Here is a 22,202-nt window from a genome sequence, read left to right as displayed (position 1 = left end):
CCAACGTGATATCTCAATGGAGAGGGGGACAAGATCATGAATAAACCATCAGCGTCTACAACATCAGCTTCCATCCCGCCAGCTGTTCCGCCGTCCGCCAAGAAGCCTGTGGGGCAGCGGATCAAAGAATTTGTAACCGATTACAAGAGGCAGTGGGAGATTCAGTCGATGGTGCTGCCGGGCATTATTTTTATGATTATTTTCTGCTACATACCGATCTACGGGCTGACGATTGCCTTCAAGAACTACACGGTCATTGATACCTTGTCCACTGCACCCTGGGTGGGGCTGGACAACTTCCGGATCATTCTGTCGGACGAATACTTCTGGGATGCGGTCATCAATACGCTGGGCATCAGCTTCCTAAAGCTTGGGATCGGGTTCATCATCCCGATTATCCTCGCCATTATGATCTACGAGCTGAACATGGGCCGCTTCAAAAAATTCGTCCAAACGATCTCCTATCTGCCGCATTTCCTGTCGTGGATCGTCCTGGGCGGGATGCTGATCACCTGGTTCTCCACCTCGGGGCTGTTCAATGAGCTGCTGCTGAATCTCGGGCTGATCTCGAAGCCGTCCAACATCCTGCTGGATGCCGGGAAGTACTGGTGGATTGCCACGTTGTCCGATATCTGGAAGGAAGCCGGCTGGGGCACCATTCTGTATCTGGCGATTATGGCTAAGATTGACCCCACCTACTACGAAGCGGCCCGGATTGATGGAGCCGGCCGGCTGCGTCAGATCTGGAATATCACCCTTCCGAACATGAAGGCGATCATCAGCCTGAATCTGATTTTGACGGTAAGCGGCCTACTCGGCTCGAATCTGGATCAGACGCTGGTCTTGATGAACTCGCAGAACCGGGAGAAAGCAGAGGTCATCAACTCTTATGTCTACCGCATGGGGATGACGCAGGGCGATTTCTCTTATGCTACGGCTGTCGGTCTCGGTGTCTCCATTGTGTCGGTAATCCTGCTGCTTATGGCCAACAAGGTCACCAGTAAATTGAACGATAATCAATCCGTGTTGTAGAGGGGGCGTTAGAGTGAATCGGAAGGTCATACGGGAAGATCTCGACAGCCGGATCTTTGATGCGGTGAATAAGGTGCTGTTGGTCTGCTTCATGGTTATTATCCTCGTTCCCCTATGGAACGTAATTATCTCCTCCCTTAGTTCGGGCAGGGCGCTGGCCGAGGGCGGATTCATCTTCTGGTCCAAAGAATTCTCGCTCGAGAATTACCGGGCGGTCTTCAATGACAGCACGATCGGTCAATCCTTCGTTGTCTCGGTCGCCAAGACGTTCCTCGGGGTGATCACCCACGTATTCTTTTGCGCGATGATCGGCTACGGTCTCAGCAAAAGATACATCCGCGGCCGCAAGCTGTATGTGGCGATGGGCGTCATCACGATGTTTTTCTCCGGCGGAATGATTCCGACGTATCTGCTGATCAAATCGCTCGGGCTGCTGAACAGCTTCTGGGTCTACATTATCCCGGCATTATTCAGTTATTACGATGTGGTGATTCTGATGAACTTTTTCCGCAACGTGCCGGATTCGCTGGAGGAGTCGGCCAAGATTGACGGCGCAGGCGACTGGCATATTTTCCTCAAAATCTTCATTCCGCTGTCCATGCCTGCGATGGCTACCATCGCCCTGTTCAACGGGGTGGGACAATGGAACGACTTCATGACCACGAAGCTGTACATTACCGATCAGGCGCTCTACCCGCTGCAGATGAAGCTGTATGAGATTATTGTGCAGTCGCAGACCCAGTCCATGCAGAATATCGGAGGCTCCGTCGTGATTGAGACCACCACCAAAGGCGTTCAGCTGGCCACCATTGTCATTACCACACTGCCGATTGTTGCGATGTATCCCATTCTTCAGCGGTACTTCATCTCGGGCATGATGCTGGGAGCGGTCAAGGAGTAGAAGAGGTTCACTACATTATAGGAGGTCAAGAAGATGATCAAGATGACTAAGGTTCTCGGCACAAAAACGCTAAAATCCGCGCTGCTCCTGATGGCGGCTATGCTGGTGGCGGCAGGGTGCAGCTCCGGCGGCGGTTCGACTAAGGAAGTAGAGGTGTCGCTTGAAGGCCGGTATACGGTAGACCCGGAGACTCCGGCCTGGCAGCTGGATAAGAAGAGCGAGACTACGGACTTAACCTGGTATGTGAACGCAGACTGGTGGAATACGGACTTCGGCAAGGATGTAGTCACCAAGAAGATCAAAGAGGATCTGAATATCAACATCAAGTTCATTACCGGGGACGATACGAAGCTGAATACGTTCTTCGCGGGCGGCGATATGCCAGATCTGCTGACGATCTTCGACTCCAATTCCCCGGTTGTGCAAAAAGCCGCCACCTGGGCGCTTCCGCTCAATGAGCTGGCGGAGAAGTATGACCCGTATTTCAACAAGGTGGCCGCTGCCGACACGCTGAACTGGTTCCAGCTGAAGGACGGCAAAACCTACGGTTATCCGAACTATTCCAATACACAGGCGGATTATGACAGTGGCAATATTCCGGCGAAGACGGCTTTTGTCATCCGCAAGGATGTGTATGAAGCGCTGGGCAGCCCTGACTTCGGGACCCCGGAGGCCTTCCAGAAGACAATGAATGAAATTAAGAGCAAATTCCCGGACATGATCCCCTTCGGGTTCAATGCCATCGGGGAAGGGAGCGGCTCGCTCGGGGATGCGCTGCAGGATTTCATCGGCGTTCCGCTGGAGACGGAGGACGGCAAGTTCTACAACCGCAATCTGGATGAGGATTATCTGACCTGGCTACGGACGCTGAATGCCGTGTACCGGGACGGGGCGATCAGTGATGACAGCTTCGCAGATGACGGAACCGGCTTTGAGGAAAAGGTGAAGTCCGGCAAATACGCAACGATGTTGCTTGACGGTACTCCACAGCAGGGCGGCAATTTGCAGATTTTCATGAGTGCCAATCCAGGTAAGGAGTATATGGCTGTTGACGGGCCGCAGAGCACCGTCGGACATCAGCCAACCCTCAATCAATCCGGGATTACCGGCTGGATGATTAATTACATCACCAAGAACTGCAAGGACCCGGCCAAAGCGATTCAGATCTTCACGTATCTGCTGAGCGAAGAAGGACAGAAGCTGATGAACTACGGGATTGAAGGCGTAACTTATAAATCCAATCCGGACGGTACGGTTGAGCTGCTGCCGGAAGTGAAGGACCTGCAGCTTAATAATGCGGATAAGTTCAAGAAGGACTACCGGATGGGCGAATTCATGTTCTTCGGACATGACCGCCACAAAGCGCTGAGCAAGGACGCCTTCCCCGAGTCGATCAAGCAGATGCAGGAATGGGGTAAAGGCAAGCTGAAGCCGCATTTCATCCTGGAGAATATTAACCCCGATCAGGGGACGGCGGAGGCCCGCGGCCAGACGGCCATTAATACGAACTGGAACACCACGCTGGTCAGCATGATCCGTGCCAAGGACGAGGCAACCTTTGACAGCATTTTGGCGGAGCATAAGGCCTTCCTGGACAAGAACAACTGGAGCAAAATCGTAGAGGTGCGCAGCGAGAAGATGAAGGCCAATAAGGAAAAGCTGGGCATTAAGTAGGCAAGGCGCAAGGGAGGGCCCGTTTTGGGCCCTTTTATATAAGAAGATGGAGGGATAACACATGCGGGAAATGATCATGTACCAGTCCAGCGGAGAGGACCGGCTGTTCGTGGAACAGCCTGCTGCGGCGCTGCCGCAGACTCCTGCTGGTAGAGTTACGGTCACCGTTGACATTGATGCGAGTAAGACCTATCAGGAGATGGATGGCTTCGGGGCTTCCTTCACCGACTCGGCCGCCTACCTGATCCATCAGGTGCTAGGCGCAGAGCAGCGGACGGAGGTGATGCGGAAGCTGTTCGATCCGCAGGCGGGGATCGGCTTGTCCTTCCTGCGTAATCCCATGGGAGCCTCGGATTATGCCAGAACGGTTTATAGCTATAACGACCTGCCTGAAGGCGGGAGCGATCCGGAGTTGGCCGGATTCTCCGTCGCCCACGATGAAGCAGACATCATTCCTTTGGTGCAGGAGGCACTCAGGCTTAATCCTGAGCTGAAGCTGATGGCCTCCCCCTGGAGTGCGCCGGGCTGGATGAAGACCAGCGGCTCGATGATCGCCGGGCAACTGAAGCCGGAGTATTACCGGGTGTATGCGGATTATTTTGTTCGCTATATTCAGGCCTATGCCGCTCATAGCTTACCTATCTATGCTGTCACTGTGCAGAACGAGCCGCTCTATGAGCCGCAGCATTACCCCAGTATGCTGATGCTGCCGGAGGAGCAGCGGGAGTTCATCCGGGACTATCTGAAGCCTGCGTTCAGGCAGCACGGGCTGGCCGCCAAAATCTTCTGCTATGACCATAACTGGGACCGGCCGGATTATCCGCTGTCTGTTCTGGAGGAAGCCGGGGCAGAGGTGGACGGCGTAGCCTGGCACTGGTACGGCGGAGCGGCATCTGCACAGTCGGTGGTGCAGGCGGCCTACCCGGATCATGAGGTCCATTTCACCGAAGGCTCCGGCGGGGAATGGATTCCCCCGTTCGAGCAGGCTTTCTCCAATGTGATGCGTACGGGAATTGAGATTCTGCGGAATCACAGCAAATCGTTCGTGTTATGGAATATGGCCTTGGATGAACAGAACGGCCCTACGGTGCCGGGCTTCGGGGAGAGCACCTGCCGTGGGGTAGTTACGGTCAACCAGCAGACCCGGGAGCTGACGTACACCCTGGACTATTATGCACTGGCACATTTCAGCAAAGTGATCCGCCCCGGGGCATTGCGCCTGGAGTCTGCGGCCAGCAATGAGCAGGTGCGCTCCGTTGCGTTCCGCAACGCGGACGGCTCGCTAGCGGTCGTCCTGTTCAACGACGGAGAGACCCCGGAGACCGTGGCTGTGCGGCTGGAGGGGGAAGAATTATTGACCCTAGATATCGCTGCGAAGGGTGCGGTTTCTGTTAGAGGGGGCAGGTAAGAGGAAGTAGCGGTTTAGTGTAGAAGAAGACTAAGGCTGCCGGGATTTTCCCAGGCAGCCTTAGTCTTTTTTGGAGAGAAGCAGGGAAATATCGCCCTGGCGGAATGTAATCGGAAAACCGATTACAATGCACTGTCGCGAGGTACATGGACCGAATGTAATCAAAAAACCGATTACAATGAGCACACACGGAGGACGTGGTCCAAATATAATCGGAAAACCGATTACAATGCGCTGTCGCGAGGCACATGGGCCGAATGTAATCGAAAAACCGATTACAATGAGCACAGGGGGTACGTGGTCCAAATGTATTCGGAAAACCGAATACATGCGGTCAACGCGATTTTTCTAATTACTGTTTACCTTTGAAAACACCCGCGATCTCATCCAGCAGCCGGTCGAGGGTAATCGGGTCATCGAAGTTATACTTGCTGTCGAAGGTGTATACACGGCCTTCCTTGACGGCAGGGATCGCTTTCCATAAGCCGCTGTCCATCAGCGCGCTCTGTCTTGCAGCCGTCTTGCTGCTGGTGTCGGTAAGGAGGAACATATGCTTTCCAATATACTGTGGCAGCACCTCGTCAGAGATGGTTACGAACCGTTCTCCGGCATCGACCAGCTTCTGTACGCCTTCTGCCGGTTTGAAGCCAAGCTGTCCGTACAGCGTTTCATTCAGACCCTTGCCGCCCATAATGTACAGCTCGGAGCCAAGCACCAGTAGGGAGGTAGCTGTATCGCCTTCAGTCAGATTGAGCTGCTTCTTCACGGAGGCAACCTTCGTCTTATAATTGTTGAACCATTTATCGGCTTGTTCAGTCCGTCCGAACAATTCGGCCAGCTGCCGGACACGTTCTTCGGTCGGGAAGGTGCCGTCAAGGCCAACTACTACGGTTGGTGCGATTTGGCTTAACGCTTCAATCCCGGTCTCATCCCAGTCGTCGAAGATAATCAGGTCCGGTGACAAGGCAAGGATTTTCTCAGGGGAGAAAGGGTAGCCGATATCTTCAATCCCTTCGAGCAGATCGGGGTAAGCCACCTGAGTGCCGATGACGCTTAGCGAAGCTCCCGCAGGCTTAATCCCCAGCGCCAGCAGGTCACCCGGATTACTGCCGACATATACAATGTGCTGCGGATCAGTTGGGATTTCAACCTCTCTTTTTTTGTAATCCGTGTACAATCTTGTTGTAGCCGCAGCTTCGGTTGCCGCCGGACTGGCCGCAGGGGACTCAGTTGCAGCAGCCGTAGATGAGGCGGCGTTATTCGTGTTGTCTGACTGGCCGCAGGCTGCGAGGATTAAGGTGAGGATCAGAAGGGTTAACGGAAGAAATATCTTTTTTGTGCTCAGCATAGGTGATGCTCCTTTATGATGAATTTTTCCATAAAACAACCTGTTTTCGCAGACAAATGGACACCAGTGTACTTATGTACCTTATGTACGGAGATTAAACAGGTAAATGCCTGCTGGAGAGGCAATAAAGAATCTATTCTTGATAATGATTATGATAATCATTATCATTTAATTATAATAGTGAGGAATAAGAGAGTTGTCAATCCTCAATATGACTCATCAACAGCCACCGCGCACAATCGGCTTACAGCACAAAGACGCCTCTACACTATCCATATGGTGTAAAGGCGTCCTTTTATATAAGTGTACCTAGAGTACCGGATGCGGATACTGATCTTTCTTATATTCATTCGGAAGGCTAACTTAGTAGGAAGTATTCCAAGAAGATTAAGGCCTAACCACCTCATCATACCCGGCAGTTCCAGGTTCCCCTGCATTTTGAGGGATTCCCTTCAAATGTTCGTTGAAGAAATCCAGTACCAGCCGGTTTACAATTTCGTTGCTTCGCGCACTATCAATGCTGCCCGTCATTCCGGTGAACTTCAGCAGGCTTGAATAGAGCTGCAGATCTGTAAAGTTGTAGTGTGCTGTGCCTTTGATATAGAGCCTGCCGCCCCCGTTCAGCGAGGCATTATTCATTATTTTCTCCTCGGCATCGATGTCAGGATCTGTATTCTGCTTCTTAACGTTGTAGTATTCCTCTGACTCTATGAACAAAAACGGTTTGCTCATTTCCGGCCCGGTAAGGGTATACAAGGATCCATCCATGTCAATCCCGGCCTTCATTGCTGGAACTGAGAACATCGCCTCGTACGCAGCCGCTCCCCCGAAGGAGTGCCCTATCACCCCGATTTGTTCAGCATTTATGTAATCTGCGAATTGCTGCTTCAGTTGGCCGAGGACAAAGCGGTTATCGCCGTTCCATATGTTGCCCAGTTGGGTGCCGGTTCCTGTGAAATTATCGGCGCTTAAAGAGTCATTAAACCCGGTAACTGTGCCGTCTGGAAACAAGGTCGCTGTTGAACTGTAGGTATGATCTACAGCTGCTACAATATAACCGTTTGATGCCAGATTCTCTGCAAGCGAGGTATGCAGAAGGCTGGAGGAACCGAGGCCATGATTGATTAGGATCAGCGGATAAGGTCCTTCAGAGCGAAGCCAGTCCGCATCAGGATAAGCATTCGTATGAATGTAACGCCAATAATCCAGGGCGAAGGAGGGGACTCTCAATGATCCGGCAAAAGCGGACATCAGCTTCCGGTTGCTTTGACGGTCACCAGGGAGCCAGGGAGCAGTATGCATCCCGTGCTTCACAGCGGCTGGATACCAGACATAAACCATCAGCTCTCTTGAATCCCCCGGATCTGGCGTCTGAGGTTCTGGCCGGCTGCTGTCGGTGAGATGAAGAGTCTGCACACCAACGGCATAGGGCCCTTCCGGAGCGGGAAGCTCCACAACCGGGAGAATGGAAGACAGCACTGCCGAGCCGATCACCATGAGTAGACCTGCAGCTACAGAGCAGCGTTTCAGCAAGCGGAAAATAGATGTTCCGGAGGTTTTTCCACTAGACAACAGTTCCTGCGAACGGCCTCTAATGATTCCTGAAATGCGGATGAACATGCCAAGAAGTACAATTACATACACGCCCGCCATTTGCCAACGGTACCCTTCGAACCAGAGCTGTGCAGCACATAATGTAATACTAACCGCAGTTAATCCCATTTGTACCTTGAGAGGTAATTTGCGAAACACAAAGCTTAGCATAAATAATAGGGTTGACACGGTTAATATAATCTCTAATACTCTCATAATATAGCTCCTATCATTACACTCGTAATAAGACCGTACGTTTCTTACATTCAGCCTATCTAAAAGCATAATAAAAATGTAGTACGCCAACTTACGTTCTAACGGTTACTTCTCTAGTTTAACATGGAGGAGCCGGCAGATTCTAATACAGTAGATTTCCGATCAGGTATAGCCAAATAGAATCATCGGCAAAGAGGCACGGACGGCTATAAAATGATAGAATAATAGTCATAGTCTTAAATACAGGGAGTGAATTTCTTATGAAAAAGATTGCTGCCGGAGTCATCGCCGGAGCGATATTGATGATGGGGGCGCAGGCGCTGGGCGCTTCTGCAACACTAGTAGGAAAGGCTATTCAGGCGGAGTATAGCGTGAAGGTGTACGGGAAGAAGCTGGCTGATCCGGCCATCGTAATTGACGGCAAAAGCTATGCTCCCGTTCGCGCAATCGGAGAATTAGCCGGGTTCAAAGTTACTGTAGAGGGCAAAACGATCAGCCTGGTAGAGAAGACGGGGACGGATTTGTTCTCATCCAGCGATAGACTTCCCACTGCGACTCCTGTGCCGGTTGCAACGCCGGATCCTGCTTTGACCTTGACCAAGAGCAAGCTGGAAGTTATAGACGCTAAAATTGATATTGCAGTCAACAATATTCTGACGACCAGCAGCGAGCTGAAATCAAATCCCGGCAGCGCCGAGCTGAAGCTGAAGCTTGAGCAACACAAAGCGGAATACGCTGACCTGCTGAAGCAGAAGGATCTGGAGCTGCAGAAATAAACGGAAGCCGAGTGTAAGAAAAGAAGCAGGAACAGGGTGCCAAACAGCCGTGAAGGAAGTTGATCATGGCCGGCGGGTACCCTTTTTGGCGTCCATGGGCTTAAGAACAGACCGTACACGTAGCGGAAGGAAGCCGGATACTTCACGGAAATTCTGATCCGACGGCAATATTCTCAGCACCGTATTGTCTGTCCGGATGCCGCATGCTATATTTTGACGGTAAAAGGAATCCAGCTTCGCGGAAAGGAAGCAGCCTATGATGAAGGGGACCAGTCTCCGAATCCGGCTCCTGGTCATTATGATGTGCCTGACCACATTGCCGGTGCTCACTGTCACCACCATTGCCAGCTACAACACGCGGCAATCCGTTGAGAAGGAAATGATCAATGCGAATGATTCCCGGATGCAGTGGGCCGACCAGTATCTGGAGGAGCTGATCGAACAGCTGGATACCCTGTTCTACACCCTGCAGATTAATCCGCAGCTTATGGCCGGACTTACGGATACAGACAGTACGGACGCGGGTAACCAGTACCGCTCGCTGAACAATATCCGTGAAGCCATAACCTCGCAATTCTATACAAACTCACGGAAGATAGATGAGCTGACGCTATACATGCACGAGAAGCTGAAAGCCATTTCCGTTGACTTTGTCAATAGTGGAAGCGTTTCCCCGCTAAATATTCACACGGGTCCCTGGAGCCGGCTGTCGCGTGAGCCGGTCAATATGTATTTCAAACAGAACGGCAGCGGGATCTACGCGTATCACGGAATCAACAGGTTTGAGGATCACCGGTTACTCGGAGGCATAGGAGTGCGGATTAATACAGAGGTATGGGAAGAGGTCAGCCATATTCTCCAGTCCGAGGCCGAGAGCTCGGTCTTCCTGCTGAATGATGAAGGGGAGCTGCTCTCAGGTTCGACGATGTCCGAGAGCTCCGGTGATATCGGCAGGCGGCTGCAAGAGCTGAATATCTCTGAGCATGGACTGGAATTCCGGCAGAAGGACGGTTACTTCTTCTTCATGAAGACAGTGGCGGATGGCCAGCTCACCCTTGTGAAGGCCATACCGTTGACTACTGTCGCCAGCAGCGCAAGGCCTACGATTGCTGCCGGCTTCCTGACCGGCGGGTTATTCGTCATCGCCTCTATTCTGCTGTCCATCCTGTTCTCGCTGCGGATTACCCGCCCCATTGTCGGTCTGGCGATGTCGATGCGCAAGGCGCATGTCAGCAACTTCGAACAGCATTCTGTGCAGAGTCGCGATGAGATCGGGCTGCTGGAACGCGGCTACAACTCGATGATGGAGCGGATCAGGGAGCTGATTGAGGTAGAGTACCGCCAGGAAATTGAGGTCAAGAATGCCCAGCTGCTTGCCCTTCAGGCGCAGATCAATCCGCATTTCCTGAATAACACGCTTCAGCTGATCGGGGGGATGGCGCTGTCGAGGAATGCTGATGATATCTATAGCATTACCCGGGTGATTGGCGATCTGCTGCGGTATTCCATCAGCCATGAAGGCGGGCTGGTGAAGCTGGAGGAAGAGCTTAAGCATGTGCGCAATTATGTATTCATTCAGGAGAACCGTTTCCTCGGACGCTGCACCGTAGTGATGGAGGCGGACGAGTTCTCCCGGGCCAGCCTGCTGCCGCGCTTTACGCTGCAGCCGCTGGTCGAGAATGCCTTTGAGCATGGCCTGCAGCCGCAGCGGGGGCACTGGAAGCTGATCATCCGGATCAGGACCATCGGCAGCCGCACCGTGTTCATGGTGAAGGACGAAGGGGTCGGCATGGCGCCGGAGCGGCTCGGGGAGATCCGTGCTGCGCTTAGGGGCAATGTCACGATGGCGGCCGATCCCGCTGCACAGGCGGGGGAGCCTCCGAAGCGGAGAATGGGGATCGGACTGAGCAATGTCCATTCGCGGCTTGTGCTTCAATTTGGAGAGAACTATGGAATGAACATATACAGCAAGGCCGGAGCGGGAACACTGGTTGTGATCCGGTGGCCTGCGGCCGCAGAGGGGGATGAACGAAATGCTGAAGGTGCTGATAATTGACGATGAGCCCTGGTCCAGACAGGTGGTGAAATCGCTGGGTGCCTGGGAGGAGCACGGAATGCAGGTGATCGGCGAGGCGGAGGACGGAATTGAAGGGCTTGAGCTGATCGAGGCATTGCATCCCGGGCTTGTCATCACCGATATGCGGATGCCCGGACTGGACGGGGTGGAGCTGCTGGAAAGGCTGAACCGCCAGTACCCGGAGGTACAGATTATTGTAATGAGCGGGTATGATGACTTCGTCTATCTCAAGCAGGCCATCCGCTCGAAGGCGGCTGAATATTTGCTGAAGCCTGTGGACCGGACGGAGCTGAATCATGTTCTCTCAGAATGCGCGAAGGAACGGGAACGGCAGCGCTTAACCGGGTCGCCCTTAATGCTCATGGAGCAAGCGCTGATGGAGCATTATCTCGCCTACCGCCAGCGGATCTATGACCAGCTGCTGGCGCTGAACAAGCCGGCAGTGAGGGAGGAGCTGGAGAAGCTGGGACGGGAGCTGGAACACTCGGTGCCGCAGCATCAACTCGAAGCGATGCTTGAGCGGACCTCCCGTGATCTGCTGCTGCTTGCCGGGGAAGCTGCGAAGAACAGCGGGATGGACCCGGGAGCCGATGCGGGAACGACAGATAAGCCGTGGCCGTCGGTCCAGGCCATGGTGACGGGGCTGGGAGCTCACTTCACAGAGCTCGTCAACACGGCTCTGGAGCAGCGCAGGAACCGCATCAGGCTGGATTTGGCGGAGGTTGAGGATTATATCCGCGGCCACTTTCATGAGCCGCTGTCTCTGGAAGGAATCGCGGCACATTTCCTGGTGACGAAGGAGCATCTGAGCCGGGCCTTCAAGGCCGCAACCGGAGACACTGTAATCGAGCATATCACCTCCTTGCGGATGGAACAGGCAAGGGAGCTGATTGCTGCGCGCGATATGCCGATCAAGGATGCCGCCGCACTCTGCGGTTATGAGGATCTGGCTTACTTTTACCGTGTCTTCAAGAAGCACTTCGGCATTACTCCCGGTGAGCTGCGGAGCGAGAAGTGAATTTTGCGGATGATAAATAAAAATGAAAGCGTATCAATATAATACAACTCCCGATGTTAATATCCTCAAAAGACGCTGCCCCTTATATCCCCTACACTAAAGAGGCAAAGATAACAGAAGGGGGTAACAGAGATGAAGAAAGCGCTTAATACGGCAATGACACTGCTGCTTGTTCTGGGAATTGTATCGGGGTGCAGCTCCGGTTCGAATGGAAATACGGCAAGTGACAGCCCGGATTCCACGCCGGCGGGGAGTGCGGCTGCGGCGACAGAAGGCCCGGCCCGGCAAGTAGAGCTGAAGGTATTTATGAGCTTCCCGCGCTTTAAGGATCAGTTCGATAAGTACTTCGAGCAATTCAAGGCCAAGGAGCTGGCGGAGAAAAATATTGATGTCACCGTGAAGCTGGAGATGCCGAACCCGGATCAGGCCAAGCAGATTCTGGAGACCCGCATGGCTTCGAATGATGCGCCGGATGTATTCACCCTCCATGCCATTGCGGATGTGCCACGGTATTACAAGGCCGGCTATCTGAGCGATCTGTCGGATCAGGCCTTCGTGCCGAAGCTGTATGACAGTGTCCGGGATACCGTTACTTATGATGATAAAGTCGTAGCTCTGCCGCTGGAGAGCCTGTCCTGGGGCTATCTGTACAATAAGCAGATCTTCAGCGAGCTCGGCATTCAGCCGCCGCAGACGCTGGATGAGATGAAGGCGGCGATAGACAAGCTGAATGCAGCCGGGATTAAGCCGTTCGAGCTGAGCTTCCAGGAATCGTGGATTCCGCAGCTGATGATGGCGCTGTCTCTTGGCGGCATCGTCTCCTCCGAGCATCCGGACTGGGTGGAGAAAATGAACAAAGGCGAAGCCTCTTACGCGGATGTGAAGGATGTCTTCAACATAATTGATCTGATAATGGCTAACGGCACGGATAAACCGTTTGAGGTGGGCAGTGCGGCCGGTTCTACAGATTTTGCAAATGGCAAAGCAGCGATGTGGGTGCAGGGACCCTGGCAGGCGGAATCCATCCTGAAGGCTAATCCTGACATGGAATTTGGTGTAGCTCCGCTTCCTGTAAGCAATGATCCTGCTGCTACACAGATTAATCTGGCGACCTCCACCTCACTGGCCGTATCCCCTAACAGCAAGAATAAGGAAGTGGCGCTGGATCTGTTAAATTATGTGCTTGATGACAAGGATTCTTCGGCGCTGTTCGAGGAACTGAAATTTAATCCGGTAGCGAAGCAGCATACCTACAATACCTACCCGTGGGTAACCGAAGCCAGCTCCTATGTCTCTGAAGGCAAGGCTTATCTGGATCTGTCGCTCCCGAATGGTGTAACCGATGAGACAGCTAAGCTGCTGCAGAGCTACTACACCCAGGGGGTAACCCAGGATGAATTCATCAAGACACTCGATAAGACCTGGGCCAATGCGGTAAAAGCAGGCAATTAAGGGATTCCCAGAAACAGCATAGGAGTGATAGAGATGAGTGGAAGCCGTGCAAGAAGACGTTCCTTCATCCTGCTGGCCTTCGTGTTTCCCGCGCTGCTGTTCTACGCCGTATTCATGCTCGCTCCCGCCTTCGGCGGGGCATGGTACAGCTTCACGGACTGGAACGGACTGAATCCCGCCTACCATCTGGTGGGATTCTCCAATTATATCGAAGCGCTGACGGATGATGCCTTTTTCATTGATTCAGTCTGGTTTACCCTGAAATTTGTAGTGGTAATGGTTGTAATGCAGAATGTGCTGGCGGTCCTGCTGGCGGTCCTGATCGAATCGCGCAGCCGGAGCAAGGCCTGGTTCCGGACGATCTTCTTCATGCCCAACATGATCAGTATGATTATCGGCGGCTTCATGTGGCTGTTCATCTTCACCAAAGCTTTGCCTTATATCGCTGAGCATGCAGGACTCGCCTTTCTGGACCAGTCGTGGATCGGCGATCCGAAATATTCTTTTCTGGCGATTGTCATTGTCTCCCTGTGGGGCGGCGTTGGCTATCTGATGGTGATCTATATTGCAGCGCTGCAAGGGGTGCCGGACGCGCTTAAGGAGGCGGCAGCAATCGACGGTGCGAACAGCTGGCAGACCTTCCGCAGCATTACGCTGCCCATGGTCTATCCTGCGGTAACGATCGGAATATTCGTGACGCTGAACAGCTCCTTCAAGGCATTTGATGCCGTGTTCGCGCTCACGGGGGGCGGACCGGGGCGGGCGACACAGGTTATTGCCCTGAATATTTTTGAAGAAGCGTTCAAGATGAGCAGCCGCTACGGCTACGCCAGTGCCAAGGCAATGATCCTGTTCCTGGTAGTTCTGGTAATCACGCTGATCCAGCTGAGCCTCATGAAACGAAGAGAGGTGGAGGCATGAGCACGGTCCGGGTGAATTCCACACTCAAGCCGGGTACGGCGGCACGGCGCAGAATCTCTTCGGTAATCATTATTCTGGTCCTGCTGGCCGGGGCAGTAATTACGCTCTTTCCGATCTATATGGGAGTGCTGAACTCTCTGAAGACGGAAGGCGATATGATGAACAATATTCTTGCCATTCCGCGTCAGCTGGAATTCGGCAACTATAGCGATGCTTTTGAGAAAACCAACTTCCTGCGCAGTCTCGGCAACACCGTGGTGGTAGCGGTTATCGGCCTTACCGGCATCATTCTCTTCTCGTCTATGGCCGGCTACAAGCTGTCCAGAACACCCGGCAGACTGAGCACGTTCCTGTTCAATCTGTTCGTCCTGTCGATGCTGATTCCGTTTCATTCCATCATGATCTCGCTGAACCGGATCTCCATGAAGCTGGCAGTTCAGGGCTCAACGGTCGGTCTCGGCCTGATCTACATCGGGCTTGGGGTGTCGATGGCCATCTTCCTGTACCACGGGTTCGTCAAATCGATCCCCCGGGATCTGGATGAAGCGGCGGTGATCGACGGGTGCGGGGAGCTTAGGCTGTTCACTACGATTATTTTTCCGCTTCTGCTGCCGATTACGACAACTGTGGCGATTCTCAACCTCCTGTGGATGTGGAATGACTTCCTGCTGCCGCTCTTGATGCTCACGGATGCCGATCAATATACACTGCTGCTGTCCACCAATATGCTGTTCGGGCAGTACGGCAATAATGACTGGTCAGCGATTCTGTCCTCGCTGGTGCTGACCATGCTGCCCGTTGTTGTGCTATATCTGCTGCTGCAAAAATATATTCTGAATGGCATCGCTGATGGCGCCGTCAAAGGGTAAAGAGGAGGAAATACAGATGATTCACCGGGAAGACCATGAAGTAAGCGGGTTCCTGTACGCAGACGGACACCGAATCCGAAACGGGGAAGGACGCGAGCTGCTGCTGCGCGGTGTAGGGCTTGGCAGCTGGCTGCTTCCGGAAGGCTACATGTGGCGTTTCCCGGAGCGGGGAGACCGTCCGCGCCGGATCGAGGCGATGATTACCGAGCTGATCGGTCCGGAGGACGCGGAGGTATTCTGGGAGACCTACTATGACCGTTATGTGACCGAAGCGGATATCGCGCGGATTGCGGAAGAAGGCTTCAACTCCGTGCGGATTCCGATCAATGCGCGGTATATCCTGGGGGGAGAAGAGGACGGGGCCTGCTGGCACGAGGAGCATCTCGCGCGGCTGGACCGGGTCATCAGCTGGTGCAGGAGCTATAGAATCTATGCGATTCTGGATCTGCACGGAGCACCCGGCGGCCAGACGGGAACGAATATTGACGACTCTGCACAGGATCTGCCGGAGCTGTTCACGGATGAGCGCAACAAGCAGCTGACCGTCGCCATCTGGCGGATGCTTGCGGAGCGGTACAAGGACGAATGGATCGTCGCAGGCTACGACCTGCTGAACGAGCCGCTGCCGGAGTGGTTCGCTGAGCATAACGATCAGGTGATGCCGCTGTACCGCGAGATTATTGCAGCCATCAGGGAAGTGGATGCCCGGCATATGATTATTCTCGAAGGTGTGCACTGGGCGACGGACTGGTCGATCTTCGAAGAGAAGCCGGGCAATGAACTGCCGGACCAGAATCTGATGCTGCAGTTTCATAAGTACTGGAACAACCCTGATACCGAGAGCATTCAGAAGTATCTGGACGCCAGAGAGCAGCTGAATGTTCCGCTGTTCATGGGGGAGGGCGGAGAGAACAACAAGGACTGGTACGCCGGTGCATTCCGGTTGTTTGAGGATCACGGGATCTCCTGGAACTTCTGGACCTGGAAAAAACTCGACACGGATAACTCCCCCTGCTCCATCGTCCTTCCGCAAGGCTGGCACAAGCTGGTCAGCTTACTGGAGGGAGGCGCGAAGCCGGAGCGCGTGGAGGCTCAAGCGATACTGGACGAATATTTGCTCAATCTGAGCCTGGAGCACTGCATATACCATGCTGATGTGGTCCGCTCGCTGTTCCGGCGGCTGCCGGTGCGGATTCCCACTATTTTTTATGGTTACAAGGGGAGTGGTGTCAGCTTCGGGCGCGCTCCCGGCAGGCAGGCGGCGGCAGGTATCAGCTACCGTGAAGGGGACGGCATGGATTTCCGCTTTGTGGAGGGAAATCGTACGGCCCCCAATTTCCAGCATGGACGCGGCGAATCCTGGCAGCCTGAGGAGAGGCTGTGCGTGGAGCTGGCGGAGGGGGACTGGGTGGCGTATACCTTCACTGTTCGGGATTCGGAGCGGCTGAGTCCGCAGGATTGGCGGGAGTCACTGGAGCCGGAGGGATCGAAGGACTGGCGGGAGCCGGTGGGACCGCAGGATTGGCGGGAGCCGGAGGGATCGAAGGACTGGCGAGAGTCGCGGGGCTCGCAGGACTCGCTGGCTCTGGAGTTGCGGGTGCTGATGGGCGGGCCGGAGAATGAGCTGCTGGTGAAGCTGGACGGTCAGGAGATCGGCCGGGTGAACGGCTGCGGGCAGGATTGGCAGACGAGGCGGATCATAAGCGGCGGACGGCTGGAGGCAGGAAGCCATGAGCTGACTGTCAGCACTGCGGCTGGCTCTGCGACTATCGAGTGGCTGGATTTGCGGTAGTGCGAATATGCAGCAGAGTGTTGGAGCAGTGGTCAAGCTTTCCGGACCGGACTAATGAAGAAGCTAATATAGCACCGATGACTTCACTCTTTTAATCCTTGAGGCCTCATCTTGCCCATCCACAATTTAAAGACTGATGCTCTACTAGCATCAATGATTGTAATAGTTACCGGGCCCGTAGATTGCGTTTTTGCAGTTTACGGGCCTGTTTCCTGTAGTAGATATTCATCTATGTTGAAGATGATTAATATGAAATTCTGCCCATAATACAAAATGTTCAACATTTACGTCTACAGTGCTTCATGTAAGTCTCCACGATAACGCAAACAGGATGTGGATTGATGAATAGCTTAGTGCGAACTGCGTTTGACGTATGGAGCAGGGCAGCAAGGGAAGAAGCCGGATATTAAAATTCAGGAGACTGGAATTCAGAGGACTAATTTGACTGGCACAAGGATTTGAGAAAACGCTATACATCTTTTAATAACACGTGTTATACTCTCGGTGAGGTGCTGATATGGGTAAAAAAAGAGTAACCAGCTTTGACGTAGCCAAGCGGGCTGGCGTGTCCCGCAGTGTGGTTTCTGCGGTACTGAATGATACTCCCGGCATCGGGGTTGGCGCGGAGACGCGCGAAGCCGTACTGGAAGCCATCCGCGAGCTGAATTACCATGTGGATGCCGGTGCACGCAGTATGAAGACAGGAAAGAGCATGACGCTTGCCGCCTTTGGAGATACGCGCCATCCGTTGTTTACCCGGCTGCTAGAGGGCATGCAGCGGGAGTGTGAGCTCAGCGGGTATCATATATTGCTCTGCTCTCCGCGTCATAAGGGAAACGCCAATGGTCGGGCCGAGCTGCTGGAGCTCTATCATCAGCGGAAGATTGACGGGATTGTGACGCTTGATCACACGAGTTATGGTGATCTGGAATGGGCAGCCAAGATCGAAGCTGCCGGGATTCCGTATGTTTCAGTGGAAGGGTACGCAGAGGTGCCGGGTGTATATTCGGTATTAGCCGATTATTCAGGCAGCGTGGAGACCGCGCTGAATTATTTGCTGCGGGAAGGTTCAGCGCAGCAGCCTGGTCCGGCCTACGCTGAGATATACCATGGGGATAGCGCGGATAACTGGGCGGAGCGGAACCGCCGCGATGCCTATACCGGCTGGTGCAAGGCACATGGACTGCAGCCCGTGATAATTCAACTGGATGAGCAGCAGGGAGACTGGGCCGGGTGCCTGCAGCAGCTGGCGGCGGATAACGGCCGGCCCTATGCGCCGCTGCTGGTCAACTGGTCGAGCGCCATACCCGATCTGTACCGGGCAGCGCACAAGCTTGGCCTGCGCATCGGCGAAGAGGTACGGATCATGGCGGCAGACAATACGATTCAGGGCCACCGGCTTAGCTTGCCATCCCTAAGCTGCGTGGAAATCCCCTACGTCAGCATGGGCGAGGAGGCAGTCTGCTGCCTTCTGAAGCAGATGAACGGGGTCATGGAGAAGGAACAGGCGGACAAGATTTGGCTGCCTGCGATATTGCGTGCGGGAGAAAGCGCGTAAGTGCTTGTTTTGATGTTCTTTCTCTGTTGAAATGATGTGTGAAAACTAGGATTGGGTTCTTTGGAGCTGAGGGATCAGAGGGATAAATCCCTCTGAATCCGCCAGATGCGGACCACAGAAGGAAATGAGGAGCAAAAGTGCACCTCAACTCACCAGGTGCAGGCCGGGGAGCGGCACCGTCAATTGGTGGCCGGCCGCCATAATGTTTGTTTAATAACACGTGTTATATAAGGGAGGAGAACGGAAATGAAGATGTTCTGGACAGAAGAGAAGCTTGGCGCGCGGTTGAGAGAGCTGGAGAGTTACAGGTACCGTGAGGGGATTACGCTTGAGGAGTGGCAGGTTACTGAGGATCTGGAGGGGGCTAATGGTGCCTATCCGCCTGTACTTGATGGTGACAGGAAGCTGCGAACCGGGGAGCATTGGACCGGCTATGATGCTTATCTGTGGCTGCACCGCAAGGTAACCGTTCCAGCCGAGTGGCAGGGTAAACGTGTTGTCGGGCTGTTCGACTTCGGCCGGACCGGCGGGGGCAATAACAGCGGGTTCGAATCGCTGCTGTACCTGGACGGGAAGCCTTATCAGGGCGTGGACTCTAACCATCAGGAAGTGTTCCTGGAAGACGACGCGGCCGGCCGGGAGCTGGATTTCACCTTTCGCTTATGGTCGGGCCTGAACGGAGACGGTCAGCTGATTCCGCAGGAGCACAAGATCAAGCGGGCAGAGCTGGCCTATCTGGATGAGTCTGCCGACAATCTCTATTATACCGGCCGGGCTGCGCTTGGAACCATCAAGCAGCTTCCGGACAGCCAGATCGAGAAGCATGAGCTCTTAGCGGCCTTGAATAAGGCCTTCAACAAGCTGGACTGGTCCAGACCCGGAAGCGCGGCGTTCTATGCTTCAGTTCAGGAGGCCGAGTCAAGCCTGCTCGCAGACCTGTCCCGGCTGGAGCAGGAGCATCCCGTAACGGTAACCGCCATCGGCCATACACACATCGATGTGGCCTGGTTATGGCGCCTGACCCACACCCGCGAGAAAGCCGCCCGCTCCTTTTCCACCGTACTGCGGCTGATGAAGGAGTTCCCGGAGTATATTTTTCTGCAGACTCAACCTCAGCTCTATGCTTATATCAAGCAGGATTACCCGGAGATCTATCAGGAGATTAAGGAGCGTGTGGAAGAGGGACGCTGGGAAGCCGGAGGGGCGATGTGGCTGGAAGCGGACTGCAATCTGACGAGCGGTGAGTCGCTGGTGCGGCAGATTCTGTACGGGACAAAGTTTTTCCGCGAGGAGTTCGGGGTGGACTGCAAATACCTATGGCTGCCGGATGTGTTCGGCTATAGCTGGGCGCTGCCGCAGATTCTGCGCAAGTCGGGTATTGATACCTTCATGACCACCAAGATCAGCTGGAGCCAGTACAACCGGATGCCGCATGATACGTTCCAATGGAGAGGGATTGACGGCAGCGAGGTGCTGACCCACTTCATCACCACACCGGAGGGACCGGATTCGGGGGCCTGGTATTACACCTATAACGGCCTGATCGAGCCTTTCTCTGTGCAGGGCATCTGGGAGCAGTACCGGGACAAGAACCTGAACCGTGAGCTGCTGTTGTCCTATGGTTACGGGGACGGGGGCGGCGGTGTGAACCGTGAGATGCTGGAGATGCGGCGGCGGCTGGATACGATGCCGGGTCTTCCGCAGGTGAAGACGGGCCGGGCAGCGGAGTACTTCGAGCGTCTCCATGAGACGATAGATGCTACGGAGGAGTATGTGCATACCTGGGACGGGGAGCTATACCTGGAGTACCACCGGGGAACTTATACCAGCCAGGCCTATAATAAAAAAATGAACCGCAAGCTGGAGCTGCTATACCGCGAAGCGGAATGGCTGCAGATGCTCTGGGCGGCGGAGAGCGGCGGATTCGGCCAGTATCCTGCGGACGCGCTCCTGGAAGGCTGGCAGATCATTCTGCGCAACCAGTTCCACGATATTATTCCCGGCTCCTCCATTCATGAGGTGTACCAGGATTCCCGGGTGGAATATGCCGAAGCGGAGCAGCTTGGCCTGGCAGCGCGGGAGGCTGCGGCAGCAGGGCTTGTCGGCCTGACGTCTGCGGGTTCGCCTGCAGCGCATGTTGGTCTTCCTACGGCGTCTGCCGAGGGTTCGCCTGCAGCATCTGCTGTTCTCTCTCCGGCGTCTGCCAGGGGTTCGCTTGCGGCGCAAACTGACCTCCCTCCGGCGGAAGCCCCGGTGCAGACAGAATATACGCTGTTTAACAGCGCATTCTTCACCGCTCCCCGGCTGGCAACTGTGCCTCATGATGCAGAGAATGCTGTCTGGACAGATGCTGAAGGTAACCGGCTGACTGCACAGCGCTCAGGCGGGCAGTGGCTGGTGGAGACGTCGGCGGTCCCGGCAATGGGGAGCGCAGTGATTGTGGCCGCTGAGCCTGGCGGTTCCGAAGCCGCTCAGCCGGAACCTACCGTTCCTTTCCACTGGCAGGATTCCACACTAACCACTCCTTATTATATTCTGGAGTGGAATGCATCAGGACAGCTTAGCCGGATCTTCGACCGCAGCGCAGAACGCGAGGTACTGGCACCGGGCGAATGCGGCAATGTGCTTCAGGTCTTCGAGGATAAGCCAAAGATGTTCGATGCCTGGGATATTGATCTGTACTACCAGGAGAAGATGCGGACCATCAGCGATCTGCGCTCCGTCAAGCTGACCGAATGCGGCCCGCTCCAGGCTGTGCTGGAATTCGTCTGGAGTTATATGGATTCCACCATCATCCAGAAGGTCAAGGTCTATGCCGGAAGCGCGCGGATTGATTTCGAGACCTACGTAGACTGGCATGAGCAGCACCAGCTACTCAAAGCGGCCTTCTCTGTGGCCGTGCGGGCTACGGAAGCCACATACGATATCCAATTCGGTAATGTGAAACGGCCGACTCACTGGAATACAAGCTGGGATTACGCGCGGTTCGAGAGCGTGGGCCATCAGTGGGCGGATCTGTCGGAGCGGGGCTACGGGGTCAGTCTGCTGAACGATTGCAAATATGGCTATGACATCAAGGATCATACGATGCGGCTATCGCTGATCAAATCGGCGACCAGCCCAGACCGGCTGGCGGATCAGGGTGAGCATCACTTTACGTATGCGCTGCTTCCGCATGAAGGGGATTGGGTGGCTGCGGGCACGGTGCAGGAAGCATGGGCGCTGAACCAGCCGCTCCTGGCCGTGGAAGGAGCCTACACCACCGGAAGCGGCAAATCCTTGATTACCTGCGATGCCCCGAACATTGCCATTGATGCCGTGAAGCTGGCCGAAGACGGCAGCGGCTGTATCGTCCGGCTGCATGAGTTCACCGGAACGCGCTGCACAGCGGATGTCAGCAGCGATTATGCCGTCTCCTCCTGGCAGCTGCGCGATCTGATGGAGCGGCCGCTGGAGACTGAGACAGTGGACGGACCCGCGATACGGCTTGATTTCAAGCCCTATGAAATCCATACGGTTCATGTGGCTTTTGCCTAATACTTAAGCCGGGGCTGCCCGTCCAAGCAG

Annotated in this window: 15 protein-coding genes; 13 read left to right on the top strand and 2 right to left on the bottom strand. The window is 54.5% G+C overall.

Annotated features, from left to right (window positions below):
* Positions 1 to 36: 36 nt before the first annotated feature.
* From MKY86_RS20765 to MKY86_RS20750, 4 genes are all read left to right on the top strand, one after another.
* Complete coding sequence (locus MKY86_RS20765) at positions 37 to 1,032, top strand: ABC transporter permease (RefSeq protein ID WP_076081197.1); 996 nt, start codon at positions 37 to 39, stop codon at positions 1,030 to 1,032.
* Between the two features lie 13 nt (positions 1,033 to 1,045).
* Positions 1,046 to 1,933, top strand: a complete 888-nt coding sequence (locus MKY86_RS20760; protein WP_076081195.1) for a carbohydrate ABC transporter permease — start codon at positions 1,046 to 1,048, stop codon at positions 1,931 to 1,933.
* A gap of 33 nt (positions 1,934 to 1,966) precedes the next feature.
* Positions 1,967 to 3,607 (top strand): sugar ABC transporter substrate-binding protein, encoded by a 1,641-nt coding sequence (locus tag MKY86_RS20755; protein ID WP_076081192.1) that lies wholly within the window; start codon positions 1,967 to 1,969, stop codon positions 3,605 to 3,607.
* Positions 3,608 to 3,668: 61 nt separating this feature from the next.
* Positions 3,669 to 5,015 carry a glycoside hydrolase family 30 protein gene (locus MKY86_RS20750; protein ID WP_076081190.1) on the top strand — a complete coding sequence of 449 codons (1,347 nt, stop codon included), beginning with the start codon at positions 3,669 to 3,671 and terminating at the stop codon, positions 5,013 to 5,015.
* 352 nt (positions 5,016 to 5,367) lie between these two features.
* On the opposite strand, the gene MKY86_RS20745 is transcribed toward MKY86_RS20750, so the two are convergent.
* Together MKY86_RS20745 and MKY86_RS20740 are read right to left on the bottom strand one after the other, a co-directional pair.
* The gene (locus MKY86_RS20745) at positions 5,368 to 6,363 is read right to left on the bottom strand and encodes an ABC transporter substrate-binding protein (protein ID WP_076081188.1); all 996 of its coding nucleotides are present in this window, start codon (positions 6,361 to 6,363) and stop codon (positions 5,368 to 5,370) included.
* A 387-nt stretch (positions 6,364 to 6,750) separates the two neighbouring features.
* The gene (locus tag MKY86_RS20740) at positions 6,751 to 8,172 is read right to left on the bottom strand and encodes an alpha/beta hydrolase family protein (RefSeq protein ID WP_340827395.1); all 1,422 of its coding nucleotides are present in this window, start codon (positions 8,170 to 8,172) and stop codon (positions 6,751 to 6,753) included.
* Positions 8,173 to 8,432: 260 nt separating this feature from the next.
* Here MKY86_RS20740 and MKY86_RS20735 point away from each other — a divergent pair, with 260 nt between their 5' ends.
* From MKY86_RS20735 to MKY86_RS20695, 9 genes are all read left to right on the top strand, one after another.
* Positions 8,433 to 8,948 (top strand): hypothetical protein, encoded by a 516-nt coding sequence (locus MKY86_RS20735; protein WP_076081184.1) that lies wholly within the window; start codon positions 8,433 to 8,435, stop codon positions 8,946 to 8,948.
* A gap of 256 nt (positions 8,949 to 9,204) precedes the next feature.
* Positions 9,205 to 11,004 (top strand): sensor histidine kinase, encoded by a 1,800-nt coding sequence (locus tag MKY86_RS20730; protein WP_076081182.1) that lies wholly within the window; start codon positions 9,205 to 9,207, stop codon positions 11,002 to 11,004.
* Positions 10,982 to 12,043 carry a response regulator transcription factor gene (locus MKY86_RS20725; protein ID WP_076081180.1) on the top strand — a complete coding sequence of 354 codons (1,062 nt, stop codon included), beginning with the start codon at positions 10,982 to 10,984 and terminating at the stop codon, positions 12,041 to 12,043. Before MKY86_RS20730 ends, MKY86_RS20725 begins: the two co-directional genes overlap by 23 nt.
* A gap of 132 nt (positions 12,044 to 12,175) precedes the next feature.
* Positions 12,176 to 13,495, top strand: a complete 1,320-nt coding sequence (locus MKY86_RS20720; RefSeq protein ID WP_076081178.1) for an ABC transporter substrate-binding protein — start codon at positions 12,176 to 12,178, stop codon at positions 13,493 to 13,495.
* Between the two features lie 33 nt (positions 13,496 to 13,528).
* Positions 13,529 to 14,416 (top strand): carbohydrate ABC transporter permease, encoded by an 888-nt coding sequence (locus tag MKY86_RS20715; protein WP_076081176.1) that lies wholly within the window; start codon positions 13,529 to 13,531, stop codon positions 14,414 to 14,416.
* Positions 14,413 to 15,285 (top strand): carbohydrate ABC transporter permease, encoded by an 873-nt coding sequence (locus tag MKY86_RS20710; RefSeq protein WP_076081174.1) that lies wholly within the window; start codon positions 14,413 to 14,415, stop codon positions 15,283 to 15,285. The genes MKY86_RS20715 and MKY86_RS20710 overlap by 4 nt, the downstream gene beginning before the upstream one ends.
* Positions 15,286 to 15,301: 16 nt before the next feature.
* Positions 15,302 to 17,077 carry a glycoside hydrolase family 5 protein gene (locus tag MKY86_RS20705; protein ID WP_076081172.1) on the top strand — a complete coding sequence of 592 codons (1,776 nt, stop codon included), beginning with the start codon at positions 15,302 to 15,304 and terminating at the stop codon, positions 17,075 to 17,077.
* 517 nt (positions 17,078 to 17,594) lie between these two features.
* Positions 17,595 to 18,635: a LacI family DNA-binding transcriptional regulator gene (locus MKY86_RS20700; protein ID WP_076081170.1), complete on the top strand. Its 1,041-nt coding sequence runs from the start codon at positions 17,595 to 17,597 to the stop codon at positions 18,633 to 18,635.
* A gap of 252 nt (positions 18,636 to 18,887) precedes the next feature.
* Positions 18,888 to 22,172, top strand: a complete 3,285-nt coding sequence (locus tag MKY86_RS20695) for an alpha-mannosidase (protein WP_076081296.1) — start codon at positions 18,888 to 18,890, stop codon at positions 22,170 to 22,172.
* The last annotated feature ends 30 nt before the right edge of the window (positions 22,173 to 22,202 follow it).

This window comes from Paenibacillus sp. FSL R7-0333 (genome assembly GCF_038000365.1).
GTDB lineage: Bacteria > Bacillota > Bacilli > Paenibacillales > Paenibacillaceae > Paenibacillus_AQ > Paenibacillus_AQ silagei.
The sequence above is the reverse complement of the archived record's forward strand: the minus strand, read 5'-3'. Positions and strand labels throughout refer to the sequence as shown.